This window comes from Frigoribacterium sp. CFBP 8751, from assembly GCF_014841545.1.
In the GTDB taxonomy this organism is placed as follows: domain Bacteria; phylum Actinomycetota; class Actinomycetes; order Actinomycetales; family Microbacteriaceae; genus Frigoribacterium.
On sequence record NZ_JACYUB010000001.1, the window covers coordinates 377,174 to 393,142 of the forward strand.

General features: G+C 73.2%; 14 protein-coding genes. 8 read left to right on the top strand and 6 right to left on the bottom strand.

Going from position 1 to position 15,969, the window contains the following annotated elements; translation table 11 throughout:
* Positions 1-177 precede the first annotated feature (177 nt).
* Both IFT88_RS01890 and IFT88_RS01895 read right to left on the bottom strand, forming a co-directional pair.
* Entirely contained in the window at positions 178-1,176 is a 999-nt protein-coding gene (locus IFT88_RS01890) for a LacI family DNA-binding transcriptional regulator (protein ID WP_192118611.1), read from the bottom strand.
* A gap of 144 nt (positions 1,177-1,320) precedes the next feature.
* Positions 1,321-1,800, bottom strand: a complete 480-nt coding sequence (locus tag IFT88_RS01895; protein ID WP_162235876.1) for an SRPBCC family protein — start codon at positions 1,798-1,800, stop codon at positions 1,321-1,323.
* Positions 1,801-1,929: 129 nt separating this feature from the next.
* On the opposite strand from IFT88_RS01895, the gene IFT88_RS01900 reads away from it, so the two are divergent.
* From IFT88_RS01900 to IFT88_RS01915, 4 genes are all read left to right on the top strand, one after another.
* On the top strand, positions 1,930-2,859 hold the full coding sequence (locus tag IFT88_RS01900; RefSeq protein ID WP_192118613.1) for an aldo/keto reductase: 930 nt from the start codon (positions 1,930-1,932) through the stop codon (positions 2,857-2,859).
* Positions 2,860-3,499: 640 nt separating this feature from the next.
* Entirely contained in the window at positions 3,500-3,952 is a 453-nt protein-coding gene (locus IFT88_RS01905) for an S-ribosylhomocysteine lyase (protein ID WP_043597358.1), read from the top strand.
* Positions 3,949-4,827 carry a 5'-methylthioadenosine/S-adenosylhomocysteine nucleosidase gene (locus IFT88_RS01910; RefSeq protein ID WP_192118615.1) on the top strand — a complete coding sequence of 293 codons (879 nt, stop codon included), beginning with the start codon at positions 3,949-3,951 and terminating at the stop codon, positions 4,825-4,827. The genes IFT88_RS01905 and IFT88_RS01910 overlap by 4 nt, the downstream gene beginning before the upstream one ends.
* Before the next feature lie 315 nt (positions 4,828-5,142).
* A complete protein-coding gene (locus tag IFT88_RS01915) occupies positions 5,143-6,585 on the top strand; it encodes a nucleobase:cation symporter-2 family protein (protein ID WP_192118617.1) in 1,443 nt (480 codons plus the stop codon).
* Between the two features lie 214 nt (positions 6,586-6,799).
* Here IFT88_RS01915 and IFT88_RS01920 read toward each other — a convergent pair whose 3' ends face one another.
* Together IFT88_RS01920 and IFT88_RS01925 are read right to left on the bottom strand one after the other, a co-directional pair.
* Complete coding sequence (locus IFT88_RS01920) at positions 6,800-9,571, bottom strand: molybdopterin-dependent oxidoreductase (RefSeq protein ID WP_192118619.1); 2,772 nt, start codon at positions 9,569-9,571, stop codon at positions 6,800-6,802.
* Positions 9,568-10,500, bottom strand: coding sequence for an FAD binding domain-containing protein (locus IFT88_RS01925; protein ID WP_192118621.1), 933 nt, complete (start codon positions 10,498-10,500; stop codon positions 9,568-9,570). The genes IFT88_RS01920 and IFT88_RS01925 overlap by 4 nt, the downstream gene beginning before the upstream one ends.
* A gap of 159 nt (positions 10,501-10,659) precedes the next feature.
* Between IFT88_RS01925 and uraD the strand changes: the two genes are divergently transcribed.
* A complete protein-coding gene (gene uraD, locus IFT88_RS01930; RefSeq protein ID WP_192118623.1) occupies positions 10,660-11,208 on the top strand; it encodes a 2-oxo-4-hydroxy-4-carboxy-5-ureidoimidazoline decarboxylase in 549 nt (182 codons plus the stop codon).
* Positions 11,205-11,531, top strand: a complete 327-nt coding sequence (uraH, locus tag IFT88_RS01935; protein WP_043596245.1) for a hydroxyisourate hydrolase — start codon at positions 11,205-11,207, stop codon at positions 11,529-11,531. Before uraD ends, uraH begins: the two co-directional genes overlap by 4 nt.
* Before the next feature lie 18 nt (positions 11,532-11,549).
* Here the strand turns inward: uraH and IFT88_RS01940 are convergent, their stop codons facing one another.
* Complete coding sequence (locus IFT88_RS01940; protein ID WP_043596243.1) at positions 11,550-12,026, bottom strand: nucleoside deaminase; 477 nt, start codon at positions 12,024-12,026, stop codon at positions 11,550-11,552.
* A gap of 68 nt (positions 12,027-12,094) precedes the next feature.
* Complete coding sequence (gene pucL / locus IFT88_RS01945) at positions 12,095-12,988, bottom strand: factor-independent urate hydroxylase (RefSeq protein ID WP_043596242.1); 894 nt, start codon at positions 12,986-12,988, stop codon at positions 12,095-12,097.
* A gap of 113 nt (positions 12,989-13,101) precedes the next feature.
* On the opposite strand from pucL, the gene IFT88_RS01950 reads away from it, so the two are divergent.
* Both IFT88_RS01950 and IFT88_RS01955 read left to right on the top strand, forming a co-directional pair.
* Positions 13,102-14,247, top strand: a complete 1,146-nt coding sequence (locus tag IFT88_RS01950) for an acetamidase/formamidase family protein (protein ID WP_192118625.1) — start codon at positions 13,102-13,104, stop codon at positions 14,245-14,247.
* Positions 14,240-15,898, top strand: a complete 1,659-nt coding sequence (locus tag IFT88_RS01955; RefSeq protein ID WP_342212046.1) for an AtzH-like domain-containing protein — start codon at positions 14,240-14,242, stop codon at positions 15,896-15,898. The genes IFT88_RS01950 and IFT88_RS01955 overlap by 8 nt, the downstream gene beginning before the upstream one ends.
* The last annotated feature ends 71 nt before the right edge of the window (positions 15,899-15,969 follow it).

Sequence of the window (15,969 nt, forward strand, 5' to 3'; positions counted from 1 at the left end):
CGGCACGTCGGGACGCCTGCGGCGGCGGACGGGCGACGAGGAGGCGCGGGCCGGGTCGAGCGCGCGGCGGCGGCCAGGCGGCCAGGCGGCGAGGAGGCGCGGGTCGGGTCGAGCGCGCGGCGGCGGGCCAGGCGGCCGGGCGGCGAGGAGGCGCGGGCCGGCCCGCGCCCCGGGGCGTCAGCCGCGCGCGGGTGCGGTCGAGGCGCGCGCCACGAGGGACGGCACCGGCAGGCGGCTGGCCGTGTCGGGGCTCCGCCCCTCGATGCGGGCGATCAGCGACGTCATCACGTGCGCCCCCTCGAAGCCGAAGTCGAGAGCCACGGTGGACAGCGACGGCACCATGAACCGCGCCTCGGGAGTGTCGTCGTTGCCGACCACGCTGACCTCGTGCGGCACCGAGACCCCCTCGGCGGCGAGGGCGGCGAGCAGTCCCATCGCCATGGCGTCGTTGGCGACGGCGACGCCGGTGAAGTCGTCGGTGCGGGCGGCGAGCCGCAGTCCGATGTCGTAACCGGCCGCCGCGGACCAGTCGCCGACGTCGGTGACCGTCACCGCGCCTCCGGACGCGGTCGTGGCCTGGTGGAACCCGTCGGCGCGCTCGCGGGCGGCCAGCCACTGGTCCGGCCCGGCGACGTAGGCCACGCGGCGGTGGCCGAGGCTCGCGAGGTGCTCGGCCGCGACCCGGCCCGCGTGCTCGTTGATCGACTCGGTGGTGCCCTCGACCATCAGCCCGAAGTCGCGCGCCACGGGCACGGAGATCGCGCGGCGTTCGAGTGCCGACCGGGCGACGGCCGTCTGCGCCGTGACGACGATGCCGGCGATCTGCTGCCCGAGCATCAGGTCGAGGGCGTCGTCGACCGAGCGTTCGTCGACGCCGTCCATCGACACGATGTCGGTGACGTAGCCGAGCGAACGTGCGGCCTCGGTGGCCCCGGCGATGGTGCGGGCGGGGCCCGACTGCTGCATGTTGTCGGCGAGCAGCCCGATGCGGTTCGTCCGCTGCAGGCGCAGGTAGCGGGCCGCCGAGTTGGGGCGGTACTCGAGCTCGGCGAGTGCCTGCTCGACCTTCTCGCGGGTGGCGGGACGGATGCCCTCGAAGCCGCGCAGGAACCTGCTGACGGTCTGGTGCGAGACGCCCGCGCGCTTCGCCACGTCGTAGATCGTGGCGTCCTTCATGCCCCGAGGGTAGCGGTGCCTCGTGCCCCGCCGGGGCGTCGGATGCACGAGACCCCACGAAGTCGCCGAGACCCTTCGGCGCGCACGGGGGTGTCGGCGGGTTCCTGGGGTGTGGGTGCGTTCCTGGGGTGTGGGCGGGGCCGACTAGGCGGTGCGCTCGATCTCGCGGGTGATGCCGACGAGCACGCGCCGCATGTACGGCGCCCAGGCGAAGCGCACGATGCCGCGGACGATCGCCCCACGCCCCGGTCGGGCGAAGAACGAGTAGGTCCAGTCGACCCGCGTGCGCCCGTTCGGGGTCGCGCGGTAGCTCCAGTCGGCACGGCCGCCGGTCACCAGTCGCCCGAGCAGCCCGGTGAACTCGCTCAGCTCGTAGACGAAGACCCCGTCGGGCTCCACGCGTACCAGGCTCTCGACCACGCTGCTGCCGTCCGACAGCTCGAGTCGGCGCGTCTGTCCGGCACCGTCCCACGGGCCGGACTGGTCGTGGACGGCCACGACGGCCGGGATCACCCCCGCCCGCGGATAGAACCCGACGGGGGTCAGCGGCGTCGCGATGCTCCACGCCCGGTCGAGCGGAGCGGCGGCGACGCGCGCGGTGCTCGCGCTCGCGATGACGGTCATGCCGGGCATTCGGAACGGAGGGCGCGATCGACAGGACGGGTCCTCCCCAGGCGCCCCGCGCCTCCCGACCGTCCCCCGAGGAGGCGCGGGTCGGCTCCCGGGGACGCCGGACGAGAGCAGACTGGCCGCGTGAAGACGACGACGTTACCCACCACCGACCGCCCCGCCTCGACCATCGTCCTCGGGCTCATGCGCATCTCGGGCATGACCGACGACGCAATCCGTGAACTCGTGGCCGAGGCCCGAGACCTCGGCATCGACTTCTTCGACCACGCCGACGTGTACGGCGACCACCCCCACCACTGCGAGCAGCGCTTCGGCGACGCCGTCACCATGACCTCGTCCGAGCGCGACGCGATCCAGCTGCAGAGCAAGGTCGGCATCCGTGACGGCTTCTGGGACTTCTCGACCGAGCACATCCTCGAGTCGGTCGACGCCTCGCTCGCCGCCCTGCACACCGACCGCCTCGACGTGCTGCTGCTGCACCGGCCCGACGCCCTCGTCGAGCCCGACGAGGTGGCCGCCGCCTTCGACCGGCTGCACGCCTCCGGCAAGGTGCGCCACTTCGGCGTCTCGAACCACACGCCCGGCCAGGTCGAGCTGCTGAAGCGCAGCGTGACGCAGCCGCTGATCGTCAACCAGGTGCAGCTCAGCATCACCCACGCTCCACTGATCGCCGCGGGCGTCGCGGCCAACATGGCGGGGCTCGACCAGTCCGTCGACCGCGACAACGGCATCCTCGACTACAGCCGCCTCAACGACATGACCCTGCAGGCCTGGTCGCCGTTCCAGAAGGGCTTCTTCGACGGAGTGTTCCTCGGCGACCGCGACGGCTACCCCGAGCTCAACGACGTCATCGACGAGCTCGCCGCGAAGTACGACGTGCCGACGTCGGCGATCCCGGTCGCCTGGATCACCCGGCACCCGGCCGAGATGCAGGTCGTGCTCGGCACGACGAGCGTCGCGCACCTCCGCGACAGCGCCGCGGGGTCGGACGTGCCGCTGACCCGGCCCGAGTGGTACCGCCTCTTCACGGCGGCCGGCCACACGCTGCCGTAGCGAGCGGCGCTGCGCGGCGCTGCGCAGTGCGGCGCAGTGCGGCGCTGCGCAGTGCGGCGCGGCGCTGGACTGCGCTGCACCGCGAACTGGACACACGGCCACGAAGTGGTCACCCCGCCATCCTTTTTCGTGGCGGGTTGACCACCTCGTGGCGGGATGGCGAGCCGGGCTGCGTGGCGCGGCCCCGCGCGGCGGGATGGCGAGCCGGGCTGCGTGGCGCGGCCCCGTGCGGCACTGCGCGGCGCAGTGCGGCGCCCGTCGGTCCGCCCCCCGTCCCTCCCCCGCTCGCCGCTCCCCGCTTGCCGCTCGCCGCTCGCCGCCACGAAATGAACACGCCGCCATCTTTTTGCGTGGCGGATTGTTCACTCCGTGGCGGGATGGCGGGATGGCGGGATGGCGGGCTGGCGGGCTGGCGGGCTGGCGGGATGGCGGGACGGCGGGATGGCGGGCCGAGCGGGCCTGGCGGGCCGAGCGGGCCGAGCGGCCGGGTGGCGGGCCGGGTGCGGGGTCACACACCGACCGGCGCGGAGGGAATGTCCTAGGGTCGACAGGGCGTTGGGACGCACAGATCGGTGCAGAGGCCGAGGCGCCTCCCACGCCCCGCCCGCACCCCGAAGGGACCATCGTGACCCAGCCCAAGATGAACGTCGAGTCGTTCAACCTCGACCACCGCACCGTCGCCGCGCCCTACGTGCGCGTCGCGGACCAGAAGACGCTGCCGCACGGCGACGTCATCACGAAGTTCGACGTCCGGTTCACGCAGCCGAACGAGGCACACCTCGACATGGCCTCGGTCCACTCGCTCGAGCACCTGTTCGCCGAGCACTCCCGCAACCGCTCGGGCGACGTCATCGACTTCTCGCCGATGGGCTGCCAGACCGGGTTCTACCTGATCCTGCAGGGCGACCCCGCGATGGACGACGTCCTGTCGCTCATCGAGGGCACCCTCACCGACATCACCACCGCCACCGAGGTCCCCGCGGCCAACGAGGTCCAGTGCGGTTGGGGCGCCAACCACACGCTCGAGGGTGCGCAAGGCGTCGCCCGCGACTTCCTCGCTGCCCGCGACGAGTGGTCGACCGTCACCCGATGACCGGGACGCACGCCGCGCCTCCTGCCGACGGGGTCGCGGCGCTCGCCGCACCGCCGATCATCGTGATCGTGGCGATGGCCGACGAGGCCGAGCCGTTCGTGTCCCGGGCGTCGCGCGTCGACGAGCCGATCGCCGTCGGCGGGTCGCTGCAGCGCGTCGTCGAGATCGACGGGGTCGAGCTGCTGCTCGTGCAGAGCGGCATCGGGTTCGTCAACGCGGCCGGTGCGGCCACCTCGGCCATCGTGCGGACGGGCTCGCTCGAGGGCGTCGTGCCGACCGTGATCAGCGCCGGCACCGCCGCGGGCATGGGGGTGGGCATCGAGATCGGCGACGTCGTGGCGGGCTCGGAGTACGTCAACCTCGACGCCGACGCGCGCGTCTTCGGCTACCGGCTCGGCCAGGTGCCCGGCATGCCGGCCAGCTTCCACGCCGACGAGGCCCTGATGGAGGCGGCGGTCGCCTACGACACGTCGGTCTCGTCCGGTGCACCGTCCGGGGACGACCCGGCGGACGCGGGTGACGCCTCGGGCGACGGTGTCGCGTCGAACACGTCGAGCGCATCGAGCGCCGCGGGAGGCCGCTGGGCCGTACGGCCCGGGTTGATCGCCTCGAGTGACGCGTTCATGACCGCCGAGCGTGTGATCGGCGTGCGGAGTGCCTTCGCCGACGTCGTCGACGTGGACGCCGTCGACATGGAGTCGATGGCGATCGCCCAGACCTGTCACGTCCACCACGTGCCGTTCGTCTCGGTGCGCGGCATCAGCGACCTCGCCGGTCCGGACGCCCACGACGTGCACGACGAGAACCTCGCCCTGACGGCGGGGCGCTCGGCGGACGTCACGATGCACCTCATCCGGGCGATCACCGCGCGCTGAGCGGCTGGCCGCGCAGCGCGCCGAGCCGCGCGCCGCGTCGCGCAGCGCCGCGCGCCGCCTCGCGCCGCCTGGCGGTGATGCCGCGTGCCGTCCTCGACAGCCGGCCCGCGCCTCCCCTCGATGCACCCGGCATCGAACGATGCACCCGATTCCTCGTGGGTGCATCGTTCGGAACCGGGTGCATCGTTCGGAACCGGGTGCATCGGCACCTGCTGGGCCGACGTCACGAGCCTGAAACACGCGTGCCGTCGCGACGAAACCCGCGTTTCGTACGCTGACGACGACCACCCGGCTTCCCCACGATCAGGAGTCCCGATGTCCCAGCCCTCGTCCGTACCGGCTGCCGCCGGCGGCGCGTCCGTCGACACCGTCGAGAAGCACCCCGTCGACCGCGTCCCGCCGCTGCGGAGGCTCTTCCCGCTCGGCCTGCAGCACGTGCTCGCGATGTACGCCGGGGCGGTCGCCGTCCCGCTGATCGTCGGCGGAGCGCTGGTCGGCATGGGCCAGCTCGAGCCCGGCGACATCGCGTACCTGATCAGCGCCGACCTGTTCGTGGCCGGCATCGCGACGATCGTGCAGTCCGTGGGGTTCTGGCGCTTCGGGGTGCGGCTGCCGCTGATGCAGGGCTGCACCTTCGCCGCCGTCGGCCCGATGATCGTGATCGGCGGCGAGTACGGCATCACGGCGATCTACGGCTCGGTCATCGCGAGCGGTGTCTTCATGATGCTGCTCGCCCCGTTCTTCTCGAAGCTGGTCCGGTTCTTCCCGCCGATCGTCACCGGCACGGTGATCCTGATCATCGGCGTCTCGCTGATGGACGTCGCCGCCGGCTGGGTCGGAGGAGGCGCGGGTTCCGACGACTTCGGACGTCCCCTCGACATCGCCTTCGCCGCGGGCACCCTGCTGCTGATCATCCTGATCGAGCGGTTCGCGCCTCCTGCGCTCCGCCGTCTGTCGATCCTGCTGGGGCTCGTCGTCGGCACCCTCGTCGCCTGGCCGTTCGGGCTGACCGACTGGAGCGGAGTGGGCGAGAGCGCCTGGTTCGGCCTCGCCCTGCCGTTCCACTTCGGACTGCCGACCTTCCCGGTGAGCGCGATCGTGTCGATGTGCATCGTCGGCCTGGTGATCATGACCGAGACCACCGGGGACATCATCGCGGTGGGCGAGATCGTCGACCGGCCGGTGACGCCGCGACGCCTGGCCGACGGGCTGCGGGCCGACGGCCTGTCGACCGTCATCGGCGGAGTCTTCAACACGTTCCCGTACACCGCGTTCGCGCAGAACGTCGGCCTGGTCAGCATCACCGGCGTGAAGTCGAGGTACGTGGCGACGCTGGCGGGGGGCATCCTCGTGGTGCTCGGCTTGGTGCCCGCGCTCGGGGCCGTCGTCGAGGGCGTGCCGGTGGCGGTGCTCGGAGGGGCGGGCGTCGCGCTGTTCGGCATGGTCGCGGCGAGCGGCATCCGGACGCTGTCGAAGGTGCGGTTCACCAACAGCAACATCCTGATCGTGGCGGTCGCCCTGGGCATCAGCCTGCTGCCCACGGTCAGCCCCGAGATCTACGCGCAGTTCCCGACCTGGTTCACGATCGTGTTCGACTCGGGCATCAGCGCCGGGGCGATCGTCGCCGTGCTGCTCAACCTGCTGCTCAACTCGCCGCGGGTGCAGGCGCGCGACGAGGGCGCGGACCGCGACGTGTCGGCGCACGACGCCGTGCGCGGGCCCGCGGCACCGGCCGGGGTGACCGAGCGCGAGGTCTGAGCCGGGGCCCGGGCCCGGGTCCGTCCGCTCCCGCGTCGCACCGTCGACCGAACGTCGCACCGCGCACCTCGGCGGTGCGACGTTCGGTTCGTGGTGCGACTCGTGATCCGGTACGGACCGGATCAGGCTCGGAGGGAGAACGGATCGGCCCGACCTGGCCCGGCCTGGCCCGACCTGGCCCGGCTCGACTCGGCCCGACCTGGCCTGGCTCGGCTCAGCGACCGCCGGCGAGGCGCCAGAGTCGGTCGCGCGACATCGGCAGCTCGTACGGCCGCACCCCGAGGGCATCGCGGATCGCGTTCGCCAGGGCCGGGGCCACCGGGTTGTACGGCGCCTCGCTCATCGACTTGGCGCCGAGCGGGCCGAGGTCGTCGTGCGTGGTCGCGAAGTGCACCTCGGTCTCGGGCACGTCGCCGTATTTCGGCATCCGGTAGTTGCGGAACGCCGTCGTCAGCACGCGCCCCTCGTCGTCGAGCATCATCTCTTCGTAGAGCGCGGTGCCGATCGCCTGCGCCGTGCCGCCCTCGACCTGGCCGCGCAGCTGCTCGGGGTTCAGCACGACCCCGGCGTCCGCCGCCTGCACCGAGCGCAGCAGGCGCACCTCGCCACTCGCCCGGTCGACGGCGACCTCGAAGCCGTGCACGTTGAACGCCACCGAGCGTGGGGTGCCGTCATGGGAACCGTCGGCGGTGAGCGGACCGTCGGCCAGCAGCCGCTCGCCGGACACGAGGACGGTCGCATCGGCACCGGGGCCGACCCGCACCACGACGCCGCCCGCGACCACCTCGGGGGCCGTGCCGGTGTCGACGGCGTGACCCGCGCCTCCTGCGATCGCCAGGGCGCGGTCGACCATGGCCGCACGCAGCTTGTGGGCCGCGGCGAGCAGGGCCTTGCCCGCGACCACGACGCCGGCCGAACCGTAGGCCCCGGTGTCGTAGCGGGCCACGTCGGTGTCGGACTGCCGGACGACGACCCGGTCGGGCGTGGTGCCGAGCGCCGAGGCGACGAGCTGGGTGTGCACGGTCGTCGTGCCGTTGCCGAACTCGGCCGTGCCGACGCCGATGTCGTAGCGGCCGTCGGGCAGCAACTCGATCGAGGTGTCGGCGAAGTGACCGCGCGGCGGGATCGTCGCGATCATGGCGAGGGCCATGCCACGTCCGGTCGACCAGGTCGGGCCGACGGGGGCAGGAGGCGCGCCCTCGGGAGCAGGAGACTCCAGCGCCTGCTCGACCAGGTCGAGGCACTGGTCGAGTCCGTAACTGCCGATCAGCAGGTCGCTCTCTTCGTCGGGGTCGGTGACCACCATCGGGTCGCCGGGGACGATCACGTTGCGGCGGCGCAGCTCGAACGGATCGATGCCGAGCTCGCGGGCCAGTTCGTCCATCGCGGACTCGACGGCGAAGACGACCTGCCCGAGCCCGTACCCGCGGAACGCCCCCGAGGGCAGGTTGTTCGTGTAGACCGACTCGGCGTCGACGCGCTTGTTCGGGCAGCGATAGACGCTGGTCGACTCGTGCACGGAGTGGTACATGACGCCGACGCCGTGGTTGCCGTAGGCGCCCGTGTCCATCAGCTGGTCGACGTGCAGCGCGGTCAGCACCCCGTCGCTCGTCGCACCGACCCGCACGCGGACCCGCATCGGGTGCCGGGTCGGGGCGATCGTGAACTCGTCCTCGCGGGTGAACTCGTACTGCACGGGCTGACCGGTGCGCAGCACGGCGAGGGCGACCAGGTCTTCGGTGATCAGCTCTTGCTTGCCCCCGAAACCGCCGCCCACGCGGGCGGCGAAGACCCTGACCTGCTCCTGCGGCAGCCCGAAGACGTGAGCCAGCTCGTCCCGCACGAGGAACGGCACCTGGCTCGCCGTGCGGATCACGAGGCGTCCGTCGTCGTCGAGCCAGCCGCGCGAGGCATGCGTCTCGAGGGCTCCGTGCGAGACGCGCTGCGTGCGCCAGGTGCCCTCGACCACCGCGTCCGCCGCGGCCAGGCCGGCCTCGACGTCGCCGGTCTCGTCGTGCATCGCGGCCACGGTGTTGCGCTCGGGGAACGCGATGCGCGACACCTCGCTGGTCTTCTCGCCGTGCAGCAGCGGGGCCCCGGGCGCGCGCGCCGTCTCGGGGTCGAACACGGCGGGCAGGGGCTCGTACTCGACCACGATCGCGGCCAGGGCGTTCGTCGCCGTGCGCACGTCGTCGGCGACGACCGCGGCCACGCGCTGCCCGCGGAACCGCAGCACGGGGTCGAGGACGAGCCCGTCGTCGGGGTCGTCCTCGCGGTCCTCGTGGCGACCGGTCGAGAACAGGGTCGCGGGGGAGTCGCGGTGCGTCAACACCAGGTGCACCCCGGGCAGCGCCTCGGCGGCGCTCGTGTCGATCGACGTGATGCGGGCGTGGGCGTGCGGGCTGCCGAGCACGGCGAGGTGCAGCAGCTTCGTCGTGCTGCGGAAGTCGAGCGTGTACGGCTCGCCGCCCGACACCACGCGCATCGCCGCCGGAGCCCTCACCGATCGTCCGGCCGCCTCGCCGTCGGCCGGGGACACCGTGTTCGAGACGCCGCAGATCGCGTCGCCGATCGCCCGGTACCCCGTGCATCGGCAGAGGTTTCCCTTCAGGAGGCGCGGCAGGTCGTCCGCGTCGGCCTCGGTGAACGTCGAGGCCGTCACCACCATGCCGGCCGTGCAGAAGCCGCACTGGAACCCGGCCGCGTCCGCGAACGCCTGCTGTACGGGGTGGGGGTGCTCGGGGGTGCCGAGGCCGGCCGCCGTCGTCACGGCCCGTCCCTCGAGCCGGTGCGCGGGATAGATGCACGAGTGCACGGGCTCGCCGTCGACCAGCACCGAGCAGGCGCCGCAGTCGCCCGCGTCACACCCCTTCTTGACCGAGTGGACGCCGTTCTCGCGCAGCACCGTCCGCAGCACCTGGCCGGGAGCGACGTCGGCGTCGAGGGGCAGGCCGTCGACCTCGAACGTGACGTGTCTCGGGGTCATCGCGCGCCTCCGGGGGTCGTGGTGGTGGGTGGCGTCCGCCTCGCGCGGGCGGCCGCGCTGCGCGGGTCGTGGGTCGTCTCGCGCACGGGTCGCCCCGGTGCGCCGGTGGCGGGCCGTCCGAGCTCGACGCGCAGCTCGTCGGCGAAGCGGATGCTCATCGCGCGGCGCCAGTCGGGGTCGCCGTGGGGGTCGGAGTACCAGCAGTCGACCCGGGCGAGGGCGTCCGCCAGGGCCCGCTCGCCGGGCACCTCGTCGAAGCGCAGCTGGACCGGACGCGTCGTCCCCGCCGTGACGGTGACGACGAACTCGCCGTCGAGGCCGAGCCGGGCCGTGACGAGCGTGCCCGAGCGGCCCAGGGGGCTGAGCGAGATGCGGCGGAACCCGGTGCGCGAGCGCAACGAGTCGACCGGCACCTCGAGGGCGCGCAACACCTCGCCCGGCTCGAGGGCGTTCTGCACCACCCCGGTGACGAAGGTGGAGACGGGCTGGCGGCGTTCGCCGCCGTCGGTGGTCCAGACGAGGGCCGTGGCGTCGAGCGTGGCCATGAGCGACGTCATGGCCCCGGCGGGCAGCCCGAGGGCGACGTTGCCGCCGACCGTCGCGACGTTCCAGATCTTGAACGAGGCGAGCAGCGAGTTCGCGCACCGGTCGATCAGCGGGTGGGCGACCCAGTCGGCGTCGGCGGGCAGCCGCAGCAGCTCGGCGATGGTGCAGGTGGCGGCGACGCTGACGACGTCGCGGCCGTCGGCGGCGATGCCGCGCTCGACCGGCGTCCACCCGAGCGATGTCAGGTCGACCAGGCCGGTCAGCCCGGGCTGCCGCTCGGAGAACAGCCACGTGCCGCCGCCGAGGGGACGTTCGCCGGGCGCGAAGACGATCTCGTCGCGGCGTGAGGGGGTGCGGATCTCGCGAACGGTGGTCAGGTCCATGGGAGACCCCACTCTGCACGACCGGGGTTTCGAGCATGTGTCGGCTCGCTCGGCGTCGAAGGACCCGTGCCCGCGCGCTGCCGGTGGCCCGACGTCCGGGAGGCGCGGGTCGGCCAGCCACGTCCGTCGCGTCGGGGCACCGTCGCTAGGGTGTGCGTCATGATCGAGCTCGACGACGCCACCCTGCGTTCGCACCTGCTGGCCGCCCTGAACGTCGAGCGGTGGGCCGACGACGTCGCCGCGCAGTCGCCGTTCGCCGACGTCGACGCCCTGATCACGGTCGCGGCCGCCGCGGCGACGCCGCTCAGCGCCGCCGAGATCGACGAGGCGATGGCACACCACCCGCGGATCGGCGAGAAGCCGGTCGGCGACGGGGCCGCCCAGGAGTTCAGCCGACGCGAGCAGGGTTCGGCGGCCGACGCCGACGACGAGACCCTCGCGCAGCTGCTGGTCGAGGGCAACGCGGCGTACGAGCAGCGCTTCGACCGGGTGTTCCTGATCCGTGCCGCCGGTCGGAGCCGTGCCGAGATCGTGGGCGAGCTGCACCGGCGACTCGGGCTCGACGACGACACCGAACGGCGGATCGTCGGGGCGGAGCTGCGCGACATCGCCCTGCTGCGGTTGCAGTCGACCTTCGCCGAGCCCGCGCCCGCCGAGCCGGCGCCCGCCGCGCCATCGTCCACCGGCCACGACGAGGCCCGAGCATGAGCCACGTCACGACGCACGTCCTCGACGCCGCACTGGGCCGCCCGGCCGCCGACGTCCCCGTCGCGCTCCACGACGCACGGGGCACCGAACTCGCCACCGGCGTCACGAACGCCGACGGGCGCGTGCCCGAGCTCGGCCCGGACGCCCTGCCCGCCGCCGACTACCGACTCGTCTTCGAGACCGCCGCCTACTTCGCGGCGACCGGGCGTGACACGTTCTACCCGCGTGTGACGATCGACTTCACCCTCGCCGACGAGTCGAGCCACTACCACGTGCCCGTGCTGCTCAGCCCGTTCGCCTACTCGACCTATCGCGGCAGCTGACCCCCCTCGCACGACGGCTCAGTAGTCGGTGCGGTGGTCGTGGGTCAGCCACGCCTCGAACGGTGCCGGCGCGTTCGTCGGGCGCACCTCGTCGACGGGGAGGTCCCAGGTGGACCGGTCGCGCGCGAACAGTTCGTAGAACTCGAGGTCGTCGAAACCGCCGCGTGCGGCGTCGTGCCGGTCGGCGGCGTACACGACCCGGTCGACCCTCGCCCAGAGCGACGCCGAGAGGCACAGCGGGCACGGTTCGCACGAGGTGTAGAGGGTCGTGCCGACGAGGGAGAAGTCGCCGACCACCCGGCAGGCCGCGCGGATCGCGGTCACCTCGGCGTGCGCGGTGGGGTCGAGGTCGGCCGTCACCCGGTTCCGCCCCTCGGCCACGAGCTCGTCGCCCCGGACGATGACGGCCCCGAACGGCCCGCCCCCGTTCGCGACGTTCTCGACGGCCAGTTCGATGGTGCGGGCCAGCCAGCGGGCGTCGTCGGCGTCGGTCACGGTGTCTCCTCGGGGTGGGGCTGGGACGGCTGATGCAGCGGGTGGGGGTTCGATGGACTCGACGAGGCTCACGCGAGACCCGCGGAGGCGCGCCACGCGTCGTGGGCCGGCGGCGCGTCGTCACGCAGCACGGTGGCCTCGATGAGACCGTACGGGCGATCGGCGGCCCAGAAGACCTCGCCCGGGTTCTCGAGCCCGAAGGGCGACAGGTCGTAGGCGAAGTGGTGCTTGTTCGGCGCCTTGAGTCGCACCTCGACGATCGACGGGATCGCCTCGAGGACGGCGGTGCCCATGTGCCACAGGGTCTGCTGGAGGGCGAGCGACTGGAGGGTGGCGAACTCGCGGACCATCAAGCGCTTGACCTCGGCGTACGTGGCCTCCCAGTCGACGTCGGTCGTGCCGAAGCGCCACTTCGCGTCGAGGGCCGTCGCCATGACGCGGTCGTGCGTCTCGGGCAGGGTCGTGAACTCGTCGGTCAGGAACCCGGCGAACTCGGAGCCGGTGGACTTGAGCAGGACCAGGTCCTTCAGGCCGCCCACGACGTACTCGCCGGTGTCGTCGACCGTGACGGCGGCGGTCCGGACCTCTTGCCCCGAGCGCAGCCAGGTGTGGTCGTGCTCGGTGCCGTCGACCACGGCCCGCTGCCAGTCGTACTGCTCGATCTCGATGCGGGCACCCGTCACGGGCTCGACGTCGTGGACGAAGTGGCGGGCGAGCTCGAGCCCGAAGCGCTCGACGGCCTCGACGCCTTTCGACTTCGCGAAGGCGAACGCGGTGTTCTTCTGGGTGTCGGTCGGCAGGACCGCGCTCTGGTCGCCGCGGAGGTACGCCGCGTCGAAGGGGCCGCGCAGCGCGGTCGTGACGTTGACGTCGCGGATCTCGTGTCGGGGTCCGTCGCGGTAGAAGCGCACGAGTCGCGACTCCGCCTTGCCGTACTGGTTGTCGCCGAGGATGATCGCCATGCGGCGATGATCACACAACCGTGTGAACGACTTGTTTCACGATCGACGATTTGTGAACAACTCGTTTCAGGGGGCTCATCGGGACGAGGCGTCCACTCGCTACTGTGCTGGGCATGGCGAACTCCGAGGCGACCCCAGCACCCCCGTCGGGCCCCGTTCCCGCGACTCCGATCCTGCAACCGCTGTCGTCGGGCGACCGTGACGGGGTCGTCCCCTACGTGCCCGCGACACTCGCCACGACCCTGTGGGGGCGCTTGCCCTGCGCCTCCGACGAGCCCGTGCTCACGATCGACCCGGGTACGGCCGTCCTCATCGACACCCTCAGCCACGAGGGCGTGCTCGACGACCAGGGCCGTGATCCTCGGGCCTTCTTCGCCCGCCACGGGGTGCCCCCCGAGCACGTGCTCGACGACGCGGTCGCCCTGGCCGCCGCGAGCGACGACCAGCACGGTCGCGATCCGGGTGCCGACGGCCCGCACGTCGTGACGGGCCCCATCGCGATCCGCGGCGCCCAGCCCGGCGACGTCGTCACGATGACCCTGCTCGACGCGACACCACGGGTGCCCTACGGCGTCATCTCGAATCGTCACGGTCGCGGCGCCCTGGCCGGCGAGTTCCCGCTCGGGGCCGGCCCGGTCAGCGTCTTCGCGGCCGTCGACCACGAGCCCGACGGCTCACTCGTCGGCACCCTGCCGCTCGTGCCCGGCGCCGAGCACACCGTGCGGTTCCCCCTGCACCCGTTCCTGGGCATCATGGGGGTCGCCGTCGCGGGCGACGAGCGACCGCACTCGGTGCCACCGGGCACACACGGGGGCAACGTCGACATCGCCCTGCTGACCGAGGGCGCCTCCCTGCACCTGCCCGTCCAGGTGCCCGGGGCCCTCGCGTACGTCGGCGACCCCCACTTCGCCCAGGGCGACGGCGAGGTCGCGCTCACCGCGATGGAGGCCAGCCTGCGCGTCACGGTCCGCTTCGACCTCGTGCCGCGTGCCGAGGCCGTGGCGCTGTTCGGCGAGATCGCCGGGCCGCTGGCCGAGACCGCCGAACTGCTCGTGCCGACCGGCCTCGACGAAGACCTCGACGAGGCGGTCCGCGCCTGCGTCCGGGCGGCGATCGACCTGCTCGAGGCTCGCCACGGCATGGACCGCAGCCTCGCCTACGCCTACCTCTCGGCTGCGACGGACTTCGACATCTCGCAGGTCGTCGACCTGGTCAAGGGCGTCCACGCCCGCATCCGCAAGGCGGACTTCGGTGGCTGACGCGACGCCCGCCGCACGGCTCGTCCCCGAGGAGGGGCGGGTCGGCTCGGGCACCGTCCCCACGACCGTCGAGGGTGACCTGCCCGACGGCCTGCTCGAGGCGTTCGACGCCTACGAGCGCGCACTCGCCGCCGACGACCAGGCCGCGCTCGCCGCCGCCTTCGAATCGACCGCCACCGTGATGCGCGCCGACGCTGGAGGCCTGCTGGTGGGGCACGACGCCATCACGGCCTTCCGGGGGAGGCGCGGGTCGGGCCCGGTCCGGCGTGTGGTCGAGTGCCACGTGCGGGTCCTCGACGCCGACACCGCCCTGGTCGTGTCGGTCAACGCCGCGGCCTCCGGCGGGCGCGGTGTCGTCACGCAGCTCTGGCGCCGCGAGTCGGGTGCGGGGTCGCGGGGTGCACGACCGTGGCGGATCGCGTCGGCGCAGGTGCAGGCCCCGCCCCCGGCGATCGACCGCCGGGTCTGGCGGGTCGTGGGCGAGCCGTTGGTCCCGGGAAGCCGAGCGGGCGACGCGACCGGCACTGCGCCTCCTGCCCTCTCGGGCGAGACGGTCGCCGTGAAGGACGTGTTCGCGGTCGCAGGTCACGCGATCGGCGCCGGGGTGCCCGCGCGGCTCGCCGGTGCGACGCCCGAGAGCCGGCACGCGGCCGCGGTGCAGCACCTGCTCGACGCCGGAGCCGACCTGCGGGGCATCGCCCAGACCGACGAGTTCGCGTACAGCATCGCCGGACGCAACTCCGCCTACGGCACCCCGCCGAACCCCGCCGTGCCGGGGGCGATCTCGGGTGGTTCGACCAGCGGCCCGGCGGCGGCCGTGGCCCTCGGGCAGGCGAGCATCGGCCTCGGCACCGACACGGGCGGATCGCTCCGGGTGCCCGCGTCGTACCAGGGGCTCTGGGGCCTCCGCACGACGCACGGGGCCGTCGACCGCGCCGGGCTGCTCCCTCTCGCGCCGAGCTTCGACACGGTCGGCTGGTTGACCCGAGACGTCGACACCCTGCGACGCGCGGCCGAGGCGTCGTTGCCCCCGGCCGACCAGGTGTCGGTCGAGTCGTCGTACGTCGTCGATCCGGCCCTGCTCTCGCCGGTCACGCCCGAGGTGCGGGCCGAGTTCGGGCGGGCCGTCGACGAGGCGACCGCGGCGGGGCGCATGCGGCGCCCCGAGCAGGTCGTGCTGGGCGACGTCGCACGGCTGTTCGAGCTGTTCCGCGTGCTGCAGGCCTTCGAGGCCTGGCAGTCCGACGGCGGCTGGATCACCTCGCATCCCGGCGAACTCGCACCCGACGTGGCATCCCGGTTCGCGTTCGGCGCGACGATCTCCCCCCGACGGGCCGAGGAGGCGCGGGTCGCCCTCGGTCACGAACGTCGCCGCCTCGAGTCCCTCCTCGACGGGCGGGTGCTGCTCCTGCCGAGTGCATCCTCGGCCGCGCCCCCGCTGGGCGCGACCCCCGCCGAGGTGGACGCGGTGCGCTCGGCGACGCTCGGGTTGACCTGCGTCGCCGGCGTGCTGGGCGCACCGGCGGTGTCGGCACCGGTCCTCGAGGTGCCCCTCGCCTCCGGGCGGAGCGCGCCCGTCGGGCTGTGCCTCGTGGGCCCCCGCGGGGCGGACCTGTTCTTGCTCGATCTCGCGGCGACCTGGGCGACCTGATGCCCGCCTCGGTCGGTGACCGACGAGTTCACCTGGCTGAAACACGGGTTGCGTAGGGTGGGTCGGGTGAA